Annotated in this window: 16 protein-coding genes; 2 read left to right on the top strand and 14 right to left on the bottom strand. The window is 52.9% G+C overall.

Annotated elements, in window-relative coordinates; translation table 11 throughout:
- From MHFGQ_RS06040 to MHFGQ_RS05985, 12 genes are all read right to left on the bottom strand, one after another.
- Window positions 1-861: a PHP domain-containing protein gene (locus tag MHFGQ_RS06040; RefSeq protein ID WP_106004299.1), complete on the bottom strand. Its 861-nt coding sequence runs from the start codon at window positions 859-861 to the stop codon at window positions 1-3.
- A complete protein-coding gene (locus MHFGQ_RS06035; protein ID WP_106004298.1) occupies window positions 848-1,633 on the bottom strand; it encodes a TIGR00282 family metallophosphoesterase in 786 nt (261 codons plus the stop codon). The genes MHFGQ_RS06040 and MHFGQ_RS06035 overlap by 14 nt, the downstream gene beginning before the upstream one ends.
- 48 nt (window positions 1,634-1,681) lie before the next feature.
- Window positions 1,682-2,209 (bottom strand): hypothetical protein, encoded by a 528-nt coding sequence (locus MHFGQ_RS06030; protein ID WP_245907742.1) that lies wholly within the window; start codon window positions 2,207-2,209, stop codon window positions 1,682-1,684.
- 128 nt (window positions 2,210-2,337) lie between these two features.
- Window positions 2,338-3,861: a ribonuclease Y gene (gene rny, locus MHFGQ_RS06025; RefSeq protein ID WP_422393040.1), complete on the bottom strand. Its 1,524-nt coding sequence runs from the start codon at window positions 3,859-3,861 to the stop codon at window positions 2,338-2,340.
- A gap of 239 nt (window positions 3,862-4,100) precedes the next feature.
- Window positions 4,101-4,598 (bottom strand): regulatory protein RecX, encoded by a 498-nt coding sequence (locus MHFGQ_RS06020; protein ID WP_106004295.1) that lies wholly within the window; start codon window positions 4,596-4,598, stop codon window positions 4,101-4,103.
- The gene (recA, locus tag MHFGQ_RS06015; RefSeq protein WP_277996992.1) at window positions 4,582-5,619 is read right to left on the bottom strand and encodes a recombinase RecA; all 1,038 of its coding nucleotides are present in this window, start codon (window positions 5,617-5,619) and stop codon (window positions 4,582-4,584) included. The genes MHFGQ_RS06020 and recA overlap by 17 nt, the downstream gene beginning before the upstream one ends.
- A gap of 33 nt (window positions 5,620-5,652) precedes the next feature.
- Entirely contained in the window at window positions 5,653-6,231 is a 579-nt protein-coding gene (thpR, locus tag MHFGQ_RS06010) for an RNA 2',3'-cyclic phosphodiesterase (protein ID WP_106004293.1), read from the bottom strand.
- A 70-nt stretch (window positions 6,232-6,301) separates the two neighbouring features.
- Window positions 6,302-7,804 carry an AAA family ATPase gene (locus MHFGQ_RS06005; RefSeq protein ID WP_106004292.1) on the bottom strand — a complete coding sequence of 501 codons (1,503 nt, stop codon included), beginning with the start codon at window positions 7,802-7,804 and terminating at the stop codon, window positions 6,302-6,304.
- Window positions 7,797-8,342 (bottom strand): hypothetical protein, encoded by a 546-nt coding sequence (locus MHFGQ_RS06000; RefSeq protein ID WP_106004291.1) that lies wholly within the window; start codon window positions 8,340-8,342, stop codon window positions 7,797-7,799. The genes MHFGQ_RS06005 and MHFGQ_RS06000 overlap by 8 nt, the downstream gene beginning before the upstream one ends.
- A gap of 90 nt (window positions 8,343-8,432) precedes the next feature.
- Window positions 8,433-9,731, bottom strand: coding sequence for a 30S ribosomal protein S12 methylthiotransferase RimO (rimO, locus tag MHFGQ_RS05995; RefSeq protein WP_106004290.1), 1,299 nt, complete (start codon window positions 9,729-9,731; stop codon window positions 8,433-8,435).
- Window positions 9,728-10,570, bottom strand: coding sequence for a helix-turn-helix domain-containing protein (locus tag MHFGQ_RS05990; RefSeq protein WP_170066120.1), 843 nt, complete (start codon window positions 10,568-10,570; stop codon window positions 9,728-9,730). The genes rimO and MHFGQ_RS05990 overlap by 4 nt, the downstream gene beginning before the upstream one ends.
- Window positions 10,551-12,896: an FtsK/SpoIIIE family DNA translocase gene (locus tag MHFGQ_RS05985; protein ID WP_106004288.1), complete on the bottom strand. Its 2,346-nt coding sequence runs from the start codon at window positions 12,894-12,896 to the stop codon at window positions 10,551-10,553. Before MHFGQ_RS05985 ends, MHFGQ_RS05990 begins: the two co-directional genes overlap by 20 nt.
- A 146-nt stretch (window positions 12,897-13,042) precedes the next feature.
- On the opposite strand from MHFGQ_RS05985, the gene MHFGQ_RS05980 reads away from it, so the two are divergent.
- Together MHFGQ_RS05980 and MHFGQ_RS05975 are read left to right on the top strand one after the other, a co-directional pair.
- Window positions 13,043-13,816: a ClpP family protease gene (locus tag MHFGQ_RS05980; RefSeq protein ID WP_343105537.1), complete on the top strand. Its 774-nt coding sequence runs from the start codon at window positions 13,043-13,045 to the stop codon at window positions 13,814-13,816.
- Between the two features lie 15 nt (window positions 13,817-13,831).
- Window positions 13,832-14,059: a YlzJ-like family protein gene (locus MHFGQ_RS05975; protein WP_106004943.1), complete on the top strand. Its 228-nt coding sequence runs from the start codon at window positions 13,832-13,834 to the stop codon at window positions 14,057-14,059.
- A 674-nt stretch (window positions 14,060-14,733) separates the two neighbouring features.
- Here MHFGQ_RS05975 and MHFGQ_RS05970 read toward each other — a convergent pair.
- Entirely contained in the window at window positions 14,734-16,515 is a 1,782-nt protein-coding gene (locus tag MHFGQ_RS05970) for a methyl-accepting chemotaxis protein (protein WP_343105536.1), read from the bottom strand.
- 134 nt (window positions 16,516-16,649) lie between these two features.
- Complete coding sequence (locus MHFGQ_RS05965; protein ID WP_106006219.1) at window positions 16,650-17,096, bottom strand: chemotaxis protein CheW; 447 nt, start codon at window positions 17,094-17,096, stop codon at window positions 16,650-16,652.
- Between the last annotated feature and the right edge of the window lie 184 nt (window positions 17,097-17,280).

The following is a 17,280-nucleotide window of genomic DNA, read 5'->3' as shown; positions in this document are numbered from 1 at the left end:
TCAAACCTTAGTCGTTCGCTCTTTTATCTTTTTCGCCCGTGCCTGCAGTTCCTCAACTTTTGCCATACTCACACAACAAGCACCCAGATCGCCGTGGCTTTCGTCAACTATGCCATGAAAATCCGATCCGCCGGTAACCACCAAATCAAACCTTGCTGCCAGTTCCAGGTAATGTCTGGTAACACCGGCGCTATGATAGGGGTAATAGACTTCGATACCTTGCAGACCTGCGGCCACAAGGTCGGGAATGAGGGGGTCGGCCTGGCTCAAGCCGGGATGGGCCAGAACAGGAACGCCGCCGGCCTTTAATATCACCTCTACCGCCCGGACAGGCGCGACTTTGGCCCGCGGTACGTAAGCCGGGCGACCCCGCGCCAGGAGAGTCTTAAAGGCAGTTTTGAGGTTGGGGAAATAGCCCCGGCGCACCAGGGCGGCCGCAATGTGGGGCCGTCCCACCGCCTCACCTTGAGCTTCCCGCTGCACCTCGCCCAAGTTAACGTTGTAACCCAGTTCCTGTAACCTTGTTACAATCCTGGCAACGCGCCTGCTGCGCTCCCGCCGCATTGCCTCTAAGAAACCCAGCAGGTTTCCTTCAAGCCAATCGAGGTAATATCCCAGGATATGGATCTCCTTTTCTTCCCATTCGGTACTCAGCTCGACGCCGGGCACCACCGTAATGCCGTAACTATTGCCAGCGGCCAGGGCACCTTCCAGGCCGGTCACCGTATCGTGGTCGGTAACGCCGATGGCCGCCAGCCCCTTTTCCTTGGCAAGCCTTATTAGTTCTTCTGGTGTAAACCGTCCGTCGGAGGCCGTAGTATGGCTATGTAAATCGGCAGCCCGGAAATCAGGATGTACCATAAAGTTGTAACCTCTGAATGGCCTCCGCCCGGCCGGTATCCGGATTGATATCGATTAAAACGGCTTCCAACTGAACGGGGCCGGTGGCAACTTCAAAGCGTACAGGCATTTGGGTGATAAATTTTTTTATGACGATTTCCGTTTTTACTCCCAGGATAGAATCTCTGGGGCCAGTCATACCCACATCGGTAATGTAGGCCGTACCGCCCGGCAGGATACGGGCGTCGGCCGTTTGAATGTGGGTATGGGTGCCGACAACTGCGCTCACCAGGCCATCTAGATACCAACCCATAGCAACCTTTTCCGAAGTTGCTTCGGCATGAAAATCCACCAAGATCATCCTGGTTGTGGCCCTGATTTCCTCCGCCAGAAGACGCGCCAAGCGGAAGGGACATTCCAGGGTAGATAAAAATATCCGTCCTGAGAGATTAATTATACCTACCTGAAGGTCTTCCTTAACCCGTATGATCGTATATCCCCGGCCCGGTGTACCGTCGGGATAATTGGCCGGTCGAAGGATCCGCGCCTCCTCTTCTAAAAGGTTTTCAGCCTCGCGTTTGTCCCATACATGGTTACCCATTGTTAAAACGTGAATACCTCTATTAAATAATTCAGCGGCAACAGGTGGGGTTATGCCGTTGCCGCCGGCGGCGTTTTCCCCGTTAGCCACTACCAAATCGGGCCGGTATTCATGAAGCAGATAAGGTAGAAGTTCCTGTACCGCTTTCCGTCCCGGCCGCCCAACGATGTCGCCGATCATTAAAACCCGCAACAATAAGGCTCCCCTCGAATGACCTTAAAAATATTATGCGATGCGGATTTATTTATTAAACACCATGACCCTTCCTTCTTCCCGAAAGGCGATAAGCCGTCGTTCCGGCACGGTGCCCCGGACGCTTTCCAGCATCCGGTCAATCAGCTCCTCCTGGATCATAAGCTCTTCTTCCATAATATTGTCGTTGTTCTCCGCCACAAGGGTTGAGTTAAAACCTTCCCGTACCAAAGCAATGATGAGGTCAATCTCATCACGGGATAGGGTAGCTACATCACGCTGTACCTCTAGAGAAGTAAGCTGGTCGTAAGGTGTATATTTAAGGTCGATTATCCGTGCTTCTCTATTTTCGAGATAATTATATACCTCAAGGGATTTGCGGAATTTCTCGGCGAATTTTTCCATCTTCTCCCCTGTTATGGGCTCAGAAAGCATAAAGGTAAAACGCAGTAATTGTTCAGCCGGTTCATAGTTAATGGTAGCAACTTCCGGATAACGCACCAGAATAGAAATCAATAACCCAATGGTATCAGACACTTCGCCGCCGTGTTTGTACTGAAGGCCCAAGGTTAACACCTGCCTTGTACTTTCATATATAACACACTACTTCTGCACCTTAAAGCAAATTCCTGCTTGTCTAATCTCCAGCTTGGCAGGAAAATTTAATGGCAGGGATGGTAGTATAAAACCTCCCTGCCCCTTGGCTATTTAGCGTAATCAACGGCACGGGTTTCGCGGATAACGACCACTTTAATCTGACCCGGATATTCCATTTCCTTCTCGATTTTCTTCACTATATCCCTGGCCAGATGGACGGCCATGGCGTCATCTACTTTATCGGGTTTTACTAAAATCCTTACTTCCCTGCCGGCTTGAATGGCATAGGATTTTTCTACGCCGGCAAAGGAATCGGCAATCTCCTCCAGCTTTTCAAGGCGTTTGATATACGCCTCCAACGTTTCCCGCCGCGCACCCGGACGTGCCGCCGAAATGGCATCGGCGGCCTGAACCAGACCGGCCTCAATGCTTCGCGGCTCCACATCCCCATGGTGGGCTTCGATGGCGTGGATTACTTCCGGGGATTCCTTATATTTCTTGGCCAGTTCGACTCCCAACGCCACATGGGGACCTTCTACCTCAAAGTCAACGGCTTTACCAATATCGTGGAGAAGACCAGCCCGCTTGGCCAGCTGAACGTCTACCCCCAGCTCGGCAGCCATGGCACCGGCCAGGAAAGCCACTTCCAGGGAATGTTTGAGGACGTTTTGACCATAACTGGTGCGGTACTTAAGTTTGCCAAGGAGACGCACCAGTTCCGGATGCAGGCCGTGAATGCCCACCTCAAAGGTGGCCTTCTCTCCTTCTTCCCGGATCCTTTGTTCAACCTCTTTCCGGGCTTTTTCCACCATTTCTTCGATGCGTGCCGGATGAATACGACCGTCAATGATTAACTTCTCCAGGGCCAGACGGGCCACCTCGCGCCTGATGGGATCAAAGCTGGAGAGTATTACTGCTTCCGGCGTATCATCAATTATCAGGTCTACGCCCGTAAGCGTTTCCAGGGCACGAATATTACGACCTTCCCGGCCAATTATACGTCCCTTCATTTCGTCGTTGGGGAGATTTACTACTGAAACTGTCGCCTCGGCCACATAGTCGGCTGCACAATGTTGAATGGCATGGGTGATAATTTCCCGGGCTCTCTTTTCCGCCTCTTCCTTGGTTTCTGCTTCAATTTGCTTGATCAACATGGCCGCTTCATGTCGGACTTCCTTTTCAACATTCTGCAGTAATATCGTCCTGGCCTCTTCCGTCGTTAAACCGGAAATGCGCTCCAGCTCGCTGACCTGTTTCCGGCGCAGCTCTTCCAGTTCTTCCCTGAGCTTTTGGTTGGCTTCTTCCTGGCGGTGGAGATTGGCCTCTTTGCGTTCGAGGGCTTCCGTCTTGCGGTCCAGAGCCTCTTCCTTTTGCAGCAGGCGACGCTCGAAACGCTGGAGTTCATTGCGCCTTTCCCGACTTTCCCGCTCCACTTCATTGCGGATACGGTGGGCTTCTTCCTTAGCTTCCAGGACCGCTTCGCGTTTCTTAGCCTCGGCTTCTTTTTGAGCTTCTTCGATAATGGCAGCTGCAGCCTTCTCAGCCGAAGCTATTTTCGCTTCGGCAAGATACTTACGCAAAGCGTAACCCCCGGCTGCCCCTGCCAGGAAAGCTATCAAGGCATACAGTATATACTGGATCGTCCCTCACCTCCCTTCCATAAAATAAAGCCGAGTAGAAACCCGGCTTAAAAATAGGCACACCAACCAAATATCCCCTTTTAAAACAAAACCAGGACTTCTCTGCCTGATATTTATTTTTGCATAGGAAAATATATTTCATCCAGGCTGAACCTGGTAGTGAAATCTATCCATAAAAGGGTTATGGTGGTGATCCTACACCTAGTTTCTCCCATCATATTTTATAGATTTCAATTATCTATGTCAATATATAAACCCTCTAACCTTTCTCCCAGCACCTGGCGCACTATTTCAAAATCGAACCCCCGCTGCCATAGAAAACGAGCAAGGCGTCTAGCGTATTTTTCCCGGTTTTCTCCCCGGCGTGGACGGTGTCTTTCCGCCAGGCTGCGGGCTGCTTCCAGTTCCTCTTCCCGAGGAAGGAGGTCGGCCACAACCGCCGCCGCCATTTCCGGTGAAACGCCCCGCCCTTGCAGTTCCTGGCGCAGCCGCCGGCTGCCGGAAGGGTGAGTAGCCATACGATAGGCAGCCCAATTCCGGGCAAAGCGGACATCATCCAGAAATCCCGCAGCCTTCAGGCGTTCTAATACTTTCGTCACGGCTTCCTCGGTAAATCCCTTAGCCAGCAGTTTTTCCCGTATTTCATATTCACTGTGACTGCGTCTTGCTAAAAAATACAGGGCATAGTCCCAGGCGCTTTTCGTCCGGGAATTACCTTTCCTCTGCACCTTCGGCCGCGTCCCCTGTTTCCACCTTCACCAATCCAGTTTTTATCCGAATCTGGTTTTCAATGGCCGCTGCCACTTCTGGATGATTACGCAGGTATTCCTTCGCCGCCTCGCGTCCCTGTCCCAGGCGTTCCTCCCCCAGTGAATACCAGGCCCCACTCTTCTTTACTATATCTAATTCTGTCCCCATGTCAAGAAGGCAGCCTTCCCGATCTATTCCCCGGCCGTAAATAATGTCGAATTCAGCCTGACGGAAAGGAGGAGCGACTTTGTTTTTAACAACCTTGACCCTGGTGCGGCTGCCGATTATCTCCGTTCCCTGTTTTACCTGGTCAAGCTTGCGTACGTCGAGGCGTACCGAAGCATAAAATTTCAGGGCTCGCCCGCCCGGAGTGGTTTCGGGGCTGCCGAAAAGGACGCCCACCTTTTCCCGTAGCTGGTTGATGAAAATGGCCACCGTACGCGATTTGGCGATAACGCCCGCCAGCTTGCGCAAGGCCTGGGACATAAGTCTTGCCTGAAGTCCTACATGGGCGTCGCCCATTTCACCGTCCAGTTCGGCACGGGGTACCAAGGCGGCTACGGAATCGATGACAATGACGTCGATGGCCCCGCTGCGCACCAGCGCTTCGGCTATTTCCAGGGCCTGTTCGCCGGTATCCGGCTGCGAGACGAGAAGATTATCAATATCCACGCCCAAATTTTTGGCATAAACTGGATCAAGGGCGTGTTCGGCATCGATAAAGGCCGCCGCACCCCCGTTACGCTGGGCCTCCGCTACGACGTGCAGGGCGACCGTCGTTTTTCCCGAAGACTCCGGTCCAAAAATCTCTATCACCCGGCCACGCGGCAGCCCCCCCACCCCCAGGGCCACATCCAGGGGCAGGGCGCCTGTGGAGATTGCTTCTACATTGAGGCGGGCGCCGTTTTCACCCAGCTTCATAATGGAGCCCTTGCCGAAGTGTCTTTCAATCTGAAGTAAGGCCGTTTCCAAAGCCCGCTGTTTATCTGGAGAAATCACTATGTAACTTCGCCTCCTGCCAATAAAGATTGACTATGTCGGAAAAGCCTGTGTCGCTTCAGCCTGCGGCAGGGGCACCGTTAGCACCGGACGATAAATGGCTCCCCTTGGCGTCAGACGACTCTCCATCAGGCTTACCGCCGTTACTTTCTCCTGTCCCCAGGAGTGATCTAACAAGCTTTTAAGCTTTTCCTCTACTGCCCCCAGGGTCGTCCCCGGCCGCAGGCGGCCCAAAGTCAGGTGGGGAGTAAAGGGAGTGAGGGGAAAACCCAGGGCCAGATATTCCTGGCTCAACTGTTGCTGTAAAATATACAGGGGCTTCTCCGAGTTTACTCCCACCCAAACCACCCGGGGACTACGCCATCCAGGGAAAACCCCCGTACCCTTTATTTCCAGGTGCCAGGGACCGAGCCCTGCAGCGGCCCGCTGGAGGGCGGCCCCCATTTCCTCAACTCCGGTGGGGGCCACTTCTCCCAAAAACTTGAGGGTTAAATGGATATTCTCCGGCGGCACCCATTTGATGTTAGGTGCCAGCTGCCGCAGTTCTTCCAACAGTTCCGCCAGGGCTTGTTTCAAGGTAGACGAAAAATTTATAGCCACAAACAACCGCATGTCCATCCCCCGGATAATAAATTTATTCGCTTTTTCTTCTTTATAATCCTGCTGTCGCGCGCCAAAATTTTCAAGAAGCGAGGGCGTTGTCCTGCAGCAGCGCCCGTAATTCCCTGCCGGTAACCGTTTCCTTTTCTACCAGCCGGGTCGCCAGAACCTTTAACGTTTCTTGATAGGGCCGGAGAAGGACCATTACCTTTTTTTCTTCTTGATTGATGATGGCCGACGAAGCGTTATGCATCTGCTCCTTAGTCAAATTTTCCTCAGCCACCACTCCTAAATCCGAAAGCCCGGCGGTAATAATAACCCGGGCCAGGCGTATGGCCTCTTTAAAATCGTTCAAAGAACCGGTACTGCGGTTTCCCAAAATCATGTCTTCGGCCACGGCGCCGGCCAGACAGATATCCATCTGTGCTTCCAGATAATCCCTGGTATATAAATACATATCATTCTCTGGTTTTTGCCGGGTATACCCCAAAGCCTGGCCGCGGGAAGTTATGGTCACGTGGGAGATCGACCGGGGTCTCAATAGTTCGCCGACTATGGCATGCCCGGCTTCATGGATGGCCAGCCGATAGAGCTCGTCGTCTGCCGGTTTGCGGCCCAGCTTTTCCCCCAACATGACTTTATCTACTGCTTCCATTAGATGTTTTTGGGTAATGAGGGGCGATTTTTCCCGCAAAGCCAGGATGGCGGCCTCATTGGCCACGCTTTCCAGGTGCGCTCCGGAAAACCCAAAGGTTTCGCGGGCGACGGCTTCCAGATCAACCTCAGGCGCCAGGGGTTTATTGGCCGTGTGCAGTTTTAATATGGCCAGCCTGCCCTCCTTGTCAGGCAGGTCGACTTTGACCTGCCGGTCAAAACGCCCCGGACGCAGCAGTGCCGGATCCAATAAATCAGGTCGGTTGGTAGCCCCGATAACAAGAATCTGGACGTCCTGACTGCTTTTTAAACCATCCATTTCCACGAGAAGCTGGTTCAAAGTCTGATCATACTCCAGATGGGAGGTGTGGCTGCCGCGTTTGCCTCCTAAAACTTCCAGCTCATCAATGAATATAATCGCCCGCTTTTTTTGTCTGCGGCGGGCCAGCTCCCGGGCCCGGTTAAAAATGGTCCGAACCCTCTGGGCGCCGACGCCGGCATACATTTCGATAAACTCGCTGCCGCTGGCTTCGAGAAATACGGCGTCCGTGTAGGTGGCGGCCGCCTTGGCCAAAAGGGTTTTCCCCGTCCCCGGCGGACCACTCAAAAGAATCCCCTTTAAGGGGCGGATACCCATAGCAGCAACTTCATCGCTGCGTAGCAAAAATTCTAATGCCTCTTTTAACTCCTGAACGGCAGTAGCCTGGCCGCCTACGTCGGCAAAGGTTACCTTCACCGAAGGCTCGTACCCTTTGCCGCCCAGGGTCGCCGGCAGGCCCGGCAGCCCCCCCTTTTTTTCAATTACCCAATAGGTGAAGAACCCCATTCCGGCCAAAAGGATTATGGGGGTAAGGTCGACTCCTTTGAGACTTAAAAAAATCAGCAAACCCAAGGCCGCACCGGCAACAATCTCTTTAAAATCTTTAAACACCTAACCCCTCCCCCCTGTTGAGGGCATCATTCCTGGGGATTACCTGGTAGAGGTAATCCTGTCCCCGGCTGAACTGCAGATAAATATAGCTGTCGTCTATATTGACGGCATATTGATCGACGCCCGCCTGACGTGCAAGCTCTGAAACGGTTGCCGCCATCTGGGTGAAGTTGCCGCGCACCGTCGCTTCGTAAACGGCGAACTGACTCTGGCGCCATAAATTTTCCAGGGCCGGAGAACGGTGATCCTGGATTATCAGTTTAACTCCTTCGCGGCCGTAATGTTTCGCCACCGCCTCCTGAACCTGGCGATATACCACGGGCAGATCAACCCCGGGACTCAAAATAACCCTAACTTCTAAAACCTCGGCCGTTCGGGTTACTTCCATCGCCTGCACAGCCGGGTTGGCCTTTAAAGTATCCGCCAGGGGTTTTTCCTGGCTGAAATGCAGGTAGACCCACTGCCCTCCAATTAATAAAACAAGGGTTAAAAGGGCTGCCAGAATAATAAAATGAAGGCGCCACCCTTTGAAGTGCAAGGTTCACACTCCTCTCCCACGGGTAACACCTTCAATTATAACAAATTTCGTTTAATCGGGCTTTATGAAACGCCTGGCAGGACTGCCACCTCAGGTTATTACCTGTCCTACCAGATCATAGGGGCCGCGAACCTTCGTAATCCTGGCGGTGATAAAGGTCCCGGGAGGGACATAACTCCCTTCTAAATAGATCAACCCGTCAATCTCCGGCGCCTGGCGGAAGGAGCGGCCAATGCCCGGTTCTTCCACAAGAATCGGCATTTCCCTGTCCACCCAGCGTTCATTTAGAGCTTTGGTAATGGTTTGCTGGGAAAGCATCAGCCTTCGGTAGCGCTCTTCCTTCACCTCTTCCGGTACCTGTCCGGGCATGGAAGCGGCAGCGGTACCGTCCTCCGGAGAATATTTAAAAGCCCCCACCCAGTCAAACCGTACGGCCTTTAAAAATTCCAACAGCCTGTAAAAATCTTCTTCCCTTTCTCCCGGAAAGCCGACTATGAAGGTGGAACGCAGGGCTATGTCCGGCATTGCGTTGCGCAGGAGATCGATGGCCTTGAGGCTCGCTTTTAAGCCGCCGGGTCTGTTCATGCGCCGCAGCACGTCTTCGCTGGCATGCTGGAGGGGCAAATCCAGGTAAGGTACAACTTTCTCCTCCCCGGCCATAACCTCCACCAATTGCGGTGTGATTCTGGTAGGGTAGGCATATAGAAGGCGCAGCCATTCTATTCCCGGGATGCGGGCCAGTGCCTGCAGCAGTTGTGGCAGGCGGTACTCGCCGTAGCAATCCAGGCCGTAAGCCGTGGTGTCTTGGGCTACAAGAATGAGTTCTTTAATTCCGGTCGCAGCCAGGGCCCTGGCCTCGGCAACGAGCCTTTCAACGGGACGGCTGCGGTAGGGGCCTTTGATGGCCGGAATTGTACAATAGGCACAGCGATTGTCGCAGCCCTCAGCAATTTTTAAATAAGCGTAGGGTTTACCCTCCACTGTGAGGCGGGGAAGTCCCTCTTCCCCTTCCGTGGAGGAGGATAATTCCAGCAAACGTTCTCCTTTTAACACCCTCTCGATAATTGCAGGAAGATGCCCGATGGCACCCGGGCCGATAAAAGCGGCTACTTCCGGTAACTCCTGCCATAGTTCCCGTCCATGCTGCTGCACCATACACCCAGCCACTATAATATAGGGTTTGGGTTCCCTGGTGGTCAGTTCGAAGATCGTTTCCAGAGACTCCCGTTTAGCGTCGGCAATAAAGCTGCAGGTGTTAACGATCACAACCTCCGCCTCACGGGTATCCCCCACAAGTATGAAACGATTTTTATCGAGAACGCCCAGGATATATTCACTATCAACCTGGTTTTTAGGGCAACCCAATGTTACAACAGCAGTCTTAATCATCTTTTCCTCGTTACCTTAGCCTGGGTGGAATCTTTGTCTGCTTCAAAGGTAACAACTTCGCCGACCCTTCCTAAAGAAGGCTGGAGCAGGCCGTTGACAGTCACTTCTACAGCACCGGCGCTGCCGAGGGTTACGACAATTTTTTCCTTGCCTTGTAGCACCCTGCTTTCGCCGGCCTTTAATATACCGGAAAAATCGTCTTTGCCGTCTACCGTAGCCCCAACCCAGCAGTTACCATTGGACTTTATGGTAACTTCAACACCCTGGAACCGGGGTGGAGAAGATACGGGAGGTACCACGCTTTGAGGCGGCTGCGGAGACGATGGCCCAGGTTCCGGCACCGTAACCTGGGGCTGTGTTGGCGGGGAAAGTTGTTCCAGGGAGGGCCGCAAATAGTTATACAACATGTTTATACACCACAGCGCTACAATAACTGCAGCAGCCACCAGCCAGTACTTCTTCGGGTTTCCTCTTTTAGGGCCTTCCGCCGGAAGACGCCCCTCGCTTCCCGGGCCATTATCTTCGGCGGCGGGATATTCTCGTTTAAACTGCTCCACCACCGCCTGAACGTCAAGGCCCAGATAGCGGGCATAGCTTCGCAAAAATCCCAGGGCATACACCCTACCCGGGAGGAGAGCATAATCGCCTTTTTCTAAGGCTTCCAGATAGCGGAGACGGATTTTCGTGGCCTCTTCCGCCTCCCTTAAAGATATTCCTTTGGCCTCCCGTGCGGAGTGGAGCAAATCCCCTACCTTTTCCACAGCCTCACCTCCATGGATAAAGTTCTTCGACACGGCTACGGGGAAATCCTCCCCCGTATCATCCTTCCTTGTGGCCAAATAATTCCTCGTATTCTTCCCAACTCGTAAGGATGGCGCGGGCTTTTGTTCCTTCATGACCGCCCACGAAACCCCTGGCCTCCATCATATCCATCAGGCGCGCCGCTCGCGTATAACCTATCCGCAACCGCCGCTGGAGCATGGAAATGGAAGCCTGCCCCGTCTCTAAAATCACCCTGACGGCGGCCGGGAAAAGCTCGTCTTCCGCTTCCCCTGTTTCGCCAGCAACCTCTTCTCCTTTAAGGAAATTCGGATCGTATTCGGGGCGTCCCTGCTGTTTAACATAGGTTACAAGATCCTCAACCTCCCGGTCGGATACGTAAACACCCTGAACACGAATGGGCTTGCTGGCTCCTATCGGCAAAAATAGCATATCACCGCGGCCTAAAAGCTTTTCTGCCCCCGCCATATCAAGAATGGTACGGGAATCAACCTGGGAAGAAACGGCAAAAGCAATGCGGGATGAAATATTGGCCTTGATCAACCCGGTAATGACGTCTACTGACGGTCGCTGGGTGGCTACGACAAGATGAATACCCGCCGCCCGGGCCATCTGGGCGAGACGGCAGATGGCGTCTTCCACATCGGCCGGAGCCACCATCATCAAATCGGCGAGCTCGTCAATCAGGACTACCACCAGGGGCAGAGCGCCTTGACCGTTGTTTTCTTTCTGCATTAAGCGGTTATAGCGGGTAATATCCTTAACCCCGGCGCCGGCAAAGAGTTCATAACGCTTCTCCATTTCGCTGACCATCCACTGCAGGGCCGTGGCGGCCTTTTTGGGCTGGCTCACTACCGGGGCCAAAAGGTGGGGAATGCCGTTATACTGGGTCAATTCTACCATTTTGGGATCGATCATTAAAAGTTTTAGCTCCTGGGGGGTGGCCTTAAACAGCAGGCTACAGATCAAGGCATTTAAGCAAACGCTTTTACCAGAGCCGGTCGTTCCGGCAATCAGGAGATGTGGCATTTTTGCCAAATCGGCTATTACCGGGTTGCCGGCGATATCTTTACCCAGGGCTACCGTTAGTTTGCTGTTAGACTCGAGAAAAGCGGGATCCTCTAAAACCTCCCGCAGGTGGACCACGGCAATCTCTTTGTTGGGGACCTCTATACCCACCGCCGCTTTGCCCGGAATTGGAGCTTCAATCCTCACCTGGGCGGCCGCCAGGCTTAAGGCAATATCGTCGGCCAGGCTGACGATACGACTCACCTTTACCCCCGGGGCCGGCTGCACTTCATAGCGGGTCACCGTTGGCCCGCAGCTTACTTGGGTTACCTTGACCTTTACCCCGAAGCTGTCCAGGGTGTCTTCCAGTATTTTAATCCTGTCGGTTATATCTTTTTCTAAACGCGGATTTTTTACCCTTACCGGACGGGTCAAAAGGCTTAAAGGGGGTAAAACATAAGGGACCGCTTCTGCTGAGGGATTACCTCCTTCTTCTTTGACGGCGGCATTATCTTCCGCCTGAAGGTTCACCCGGGGCGGTCGACGCCGTATTTTCTTTTCCTCTTCACCGCCAGGCGGGACCGGGCTTTCCGGATAGATTTTGGCCTCGACCGGCGCATCTTCTCCGGCCGTCGTCCGGACAATCGGCAGCGCCGGCGGCTCCGGCGGTTGATTTATAACTACAGGAATTACTTCCCGCTCCTGGGGAACGCTCCGTTCCCTTTCTTTGACTTTACGGTTTTTCTTTACCGGCGCCTTGGGCTCTTCTCCTTCTTCTTCGTCTACCTCGGTAAACAAAAAGGCCACAAGCCAGCCCTTAATGATATGAAAAGAGGCACTGCATACCCGTATGAGACGTGCCGTCATACGCGTTAAAGAAACGCCGGTAACCAGGAGAAAAGAGATAATGCCTAAAGCCACCAGGACAATCCAGGTTCCCACACGTCCGAAAACTGACTTAAAGATAATAGACACCACGGCGCCGATGAGGCCACCGCCCTGACCGGTCAACCCCATCGCCAGGATGTCTTTATAAGACGCGCTGTTTAAATAGGGCTGGTGCAGGGCGCTTAAAAAAGTAAGGAAAAGTAAAATGCCGCCCAGCAAACGCGGCCGGGAATCCTTGACTTTTCCCCCGGCGATAAGGCGGAGGCCCCAAGCCCCTAAAATTAAGGGAAAAAGGTATTTGCCTTCACCGGTCAAAGTTTTTAAAAAACCTGCCAGCAGACGGCCAACGGCACCAATGCTGGCCGCCGTGCTTATATAACCTAGATCCAGGACGTACAGCCCCGCCAGGCAGAGGAGGGCCAGGGCCACCAGGGCCACACCGATTATCTCGTTTTTTATCTTCTCGTTAATGGTCCTGGCCGGAGCCATTTTCCATCACCCCGGTTGCTACTATTCTACACCGAGGCTTGAAATTCCTTGCTTCCAAAATAAAAAGATGGATATGTATGTTTAAAGGCATTATTTCCTATAATAAGCCATAGTCAGGCTCAATTTAAGCAAGGGGGACTGCATATATGCCCAACCCTGACGTCAATCCCAACCCCGGGCCCCAGCCGGCCCCGCCGTCACCCCAGCCATCCGGGGAACCGGAGCGCGTCGTAGCCCGCCCTCCCGCCAGTCCACAGGTGGAGAGCATCAAAGAGCTGGGGCAAACAAACGTCGCCGAGTACAAAAGTGAAATTCAATGCGTGCAGATCGTAGGTCAGATTGAGGGTCACCTGGTCCTGCCGCCCCAAAACAAAACCACTAAATACGAACACATCATCCCCCAGCTGGTGGCCATTGAGCAGGACCCGGCCGTCAAAGGCCTGCTAGTGGTTTTAAATACCGTGGGTGGCGATGTCGAAGCCGGCCTGGCCATTGCTGAAATGCTGGTCAGTATGTCGAAACCGGTGGTTTCCCTGGTCCTGGGCGGAGGTCATTCCATCGGCGTCCCCATAGCCGTGGCCGCCAACCATTCCTTCATTGCCGAGACGGCCACCATGACCATTCATCCCATCCGCCTTACAGGCTTGGTCATCGGTGTTCCCCAGACCTATGAATACCTGGACAAGATGCAGGACCGGGTCATCCGCTTTATTGTTGAACATGCCAATATATCTGAGCAGGAGCTGCGGCGGTTAATGTTCCAAACGGGCGAGCTGGCGCGGGATATCGGTACCATCCTGGTGGGCAAAGACGCCGTAAAGGTGGGCTTAATTGATGAAGTGGGCGGGCTCTCCCAGGCCGTACGGTATTTAAAGAAGCTTATTGCTGAAGGTGCCCCCGGCCCGGGCAAGCTACACTGAGAAGGTGAAAATAAAATGTACATCTACAGTCCGATGCCGTGGGAGCTTATCTGGGAAGGAGCGGAGAATTTCTACCCTAACTATCAGGAAATTAAAGTGGGCCGACTCACCCTGGAAGTCGAACCTTTAAGCTTTAACCGGGCCCGGGTGGTGCGCCTGATCAGCACCGATCCTGCCGACTACCTGGACGGCCCATATCAGCCGGGAGCCGTCTTGGAGTTTGTCCCAAAGCGTGTATATTAGAGAAACGCCCTGCCAAAAGCAGGGCCCCTCTCCCGTGTCCCATTACTTATGTATTTCTGAAAGCTGCTTGTCCCCGGTGCCAATATTATCCGGAGAATTTTCCCGGATCAGGACGATAAAGGCATGGGCAGGTATGTTAGATTAAGAATGGTCCTCCCCGGCTAAGTATAAAAAACGCTGACGCTATTTACCCGCGGCGCTTCTTTACTTTAATTATAGCCCTCACCAGTCGCCGAGCTAATCTTTTAGATAAATTACAGCGGGGTTTTGCTATTAACTTTCTCGAGGTACTATAATTGAGCTGGAAAACGGGGTTCAGAAATAAGGGGGGAGTTAACCGTGCTGACAGAAGCCAGGCGCCGCGAGGTGCTGGAATTGGCGCAACAGTTAGTTAGTAAGGATACCCAGCCTTTCCGGCAGAGAAAAGCAGGTGGCCAGGGCCGTTCGGGAGGGGATGCAAAAACTTGGATACGACGAGACGCGGATTGACAAGTTAGTTCTTCCCGGGAAGACCTCGCCCATATAACTGATGAGTACATTGAGCTGGAGCAGCTTTGGATCGCGGCAACGGGTTATTATGCCCTGGCCGGTGCTTCTGGCTCCTTAAGAAAAGTCCGGCCGTAAGGCGCGTCTGCCGCCCGCGGCCGGACCGCAACATAATTATTCCCGCCTTTTTACACCTTAAACCGCCCCACCTGTTCTTCCAGCCGCTTAGCCACTTCCAGCACCTGCTGGGCATTGGCCGCTATCTCCTGTGTGGAGGCCGACAGTTCCTCGGCTGACGCGGAGATCTCCTCGGCCGAAGCTGAAGCCTCCTCCGACACCGCGCTGACGCTCTGGACCCGGTCCAGCAATACGTCCTTGGCTTTCACCGTGCTATCCACCTCGCGGTAAGTCGCCTCGATCATGGGCGCGATGGCTGCCACCGCTTCAAGTATGTTGTCAAAGGCCTTGACCGTATTTTCTACATTCTCCAGCTGCGCGACTACCTGCTTGCTGACTTCCTCTGAAGTATGCACTACTTCATTGGTCTCCGAACCGATAGTGTTCAATAGCACCCTTATCTTATCCGACGAAGCGCTGGACTGCTCGGCCAGCTTGCGGACCTCCTCCGCCACCACCGCGAAGCCGCGGCCAGCTTCCCCTGCCCGTGCCGCCTCAATGGCCGCGTTCAGGGCAAGAAGATTCGTCTGTTCCGCTATCCCGTTGATCACTTCCAGGATCTCACCTATCTGGTTTACGGAACCGCTCAAACTCGTCAACTTCTCAGCAACCACCTTGAAGGCCTCGTGAACACCCTTGATGGAGGCAATGAGGACGTCCAGCTCTTTCTTGCCTATACTCGCCAGCCTAGAGGTCTCTTCGCTGTTAGTCTTAACGTGACTAAGTTCGGTATATACTTTCTCCAGACTTGCGGTTATGTTTTCTACGAGGCCCAGTATTTCCTGCAGATGGCTTGATTGGTCCGAGGCCCCCGCGGCCACCTGCTGGATGGCCTTGGCCACCTCGCCGGAAGATGAGGCGATCTCTTCTGAAGACGCACTTAGGTTCTCCGAGTTGCTGGCCAGGGTTTTAGCGTCGTCTCTAAGGCCCGAAAGCAGCGGTCTGAGGTTGGCCTGCAGGCGGTCGACGGCCTGGGCCACTTTCCCTATCTCGTCCTTCATGCGGAGGAAATTGTCGGGAACTGTCCGGGTGAAGTCGCCGCTGGCTATGAGCCCCAGAAGGTCAACCGCCAGGATTAGTGGTGTAGTGATGGTTCGAGTAAAGAAATAAGTGATTACGGCCAAAATCAATAAAACAATAATACTTATAGTAACCAAAGAACCGGAGAGTGCCTTCCTGGACTGTGCAATCTCCCGAGCTACATCATTTTTGGCAACTTCTACCATGGATAAATAAGTGCCCGTCCCAACCGCTAACTCGAGGTTACCAAGTTTAAGGGGGGCTATATAAGAGAGTTTTTCCTCTTCTTTGTTAGTTTTAGGGTTGAGCCAAAGGTAAGATACAAATCCCCCGCCGTTCTGGGCTGTTTTGATGAATTCCTGAACCACCTTCTTGCCGGATTTATCTGTTAGGTCCCAGAGGTTCTGGCCTTCCTGCGCCTTGTTTTCCGGCGCCACTACCCTAACACCATCATACCGGTAAGCAAAGAAATATCCTGAATCGCCATACCGGCTGGCATCCAGCGTTTTCCTTATAAGCTCAACAAGCTGATCTTCCGGTATAGTACCAGCATTCCTTTTATACATATCAGTTAAGGAGGAAACCATAGAATCGACTGTGTTTTTGAGGCCAGCTTGTACTTCACTCAACACGTGCTGTTGTGTTATTGACTGGGAATTAGTGGTGAGTTTTGCCAGGGAAATGTTAGAAGTAATCAATTGAATTACTACTGTTGCTAGTATAGCTATAAGCGTCAGCGCCATGATCTTGCTTCTTATGCTTCTCAGAGACATTCTCTATCTCCCCCCAGTAGACATAAAGTAATGGAACACGCATCTTTTTCATGGCTTCTTCGATAGCGGCGCTGGCCTGGATGGCGGCGCCCCGCTGCATCCCAAAGTCAGTATAATCTTCGGTTATCACCTCCCTATTGCATACGCTTAAGCATTTCCTTTTCTTCGACTTTGAGGAGCAGGTCCAGTTTGATTATGATGATGATCTTATCGTCCTTCTTGGCCAGCCCCTCCACAAAGGCGGCGTTTACTGTCGTGACATCGGGTGCAGTCTCAATAGTGCTTTCATCAACTGCCGCCACTTCTTTGACGGAATCAACAACCAACCCCGCTTCCTGCCCCGATATGTCTACAATGATTATCCTGGCATCTTTCGTCTTTTCCCCCTTTTCAAAGCCGAAGCGTTTCCTCAGATCGATTACCGGTATTATCTTCCCTCTCAAGTTGACGACGCCTTCTACAAATTCAGGCGTTTGCGGTATTCGAGTGACGAGCGTATCCTTGACTATCTCCCGGACATCGAATATGTCCAGGCCATAAAGTTCACCCGCCAGGTCGAAGACTACCAGCTTCCTGGCCATACACACTTTCTCCTTTCTTTAGCAGACTAAGCGTTCGCTTTGCTTTCTCCAGACCTGCTGCTCACCTCCCCGCCCCGTCCAATTTGCTACTAAACTAACTTGACCACCTCCTTTCTCTACTTTTTAGTTTACATAAAACAAGGCTCTAAGATAATTAATACTATTAGCAACTAATATTGATTGG

Origin of the sequence: Moorella humiferrea, assembly GCF_039233145.1 — a bacterium.
GTDB lineage: Bacteria > Bacillota > DSM-521 > Neomoorellales > Neomoorellaceae > Neomoorella > Neomoorella humiferrea.
The sequence above is the reverse complement of the archived record's forward strand: the minus strand, read 5'-3'. Positions and strand labels throughout refer to the sequence as shown.

What these genes read in the sequence shown, in the direction of transcription:
- MHFGQ_RS05975 (WP_106004943.1), top strand. Translation starts at nt 13,832, where the DNA reads ATGTACATCTACAGTCCGATGCCGTGGGAGCTTATCTGGGAAGGAGCG.
- MHFGQ_RS05965 (WP_106006219.1), bottom strand. Translation starts at nt 17,096, where the DNA reads ATGGCCAGGAAGCTGGTAGTCTTCGACCTGGCGGGTGAACTTTATGGC.
- MHFGQ_RS05985 (WP_106004288.1), bottom strand. Translation starts at nt 12,896, where the DNA reads ATGGCTCCGGCCAGGACCATTAACGAGAAGATAAAAAACGAGATAATC.
- rimO (WP_106004290.1), bottom strand. Translation starts at nt 9,731, where the DNA reads ATGATTAAGACTGCTGTTGTAACATTGGGTTGCCCTAAAAACCAGGTT.
- MHFGQ_RS06040 (WP_106004299.1), bottom strand. Translation starts at nt 861, where the DNA reads ATGGTACATCCTGATTTCCGGGCTGCCGATTTACATAGCCATACTACG.
- MHFGQ_RS05980 (WP_343105537.1), top strand. Translation starts at nt 13,043, where the DNA reads ATGCCCAACCCTGACGTCAATCCCAACCCCGGGCCCCAGCCGGCCCCG.
- thpR (WP_106004293.1), bottom strand. Translation starts at nt 6,231, where the DNA reads ATGCGGTTGTTTGTGGCTATAAATTTTTCGTCTACCTTGAAACAAGCC.
- MHFGQ_RS05970 (WP_343105536.1), bottom strand. Translation starts at nt 16,515, where the DNA reads ATGTCTCTGAGAAGCATAAGAAGCAAGATCATGGCGCTGACGCTTATA.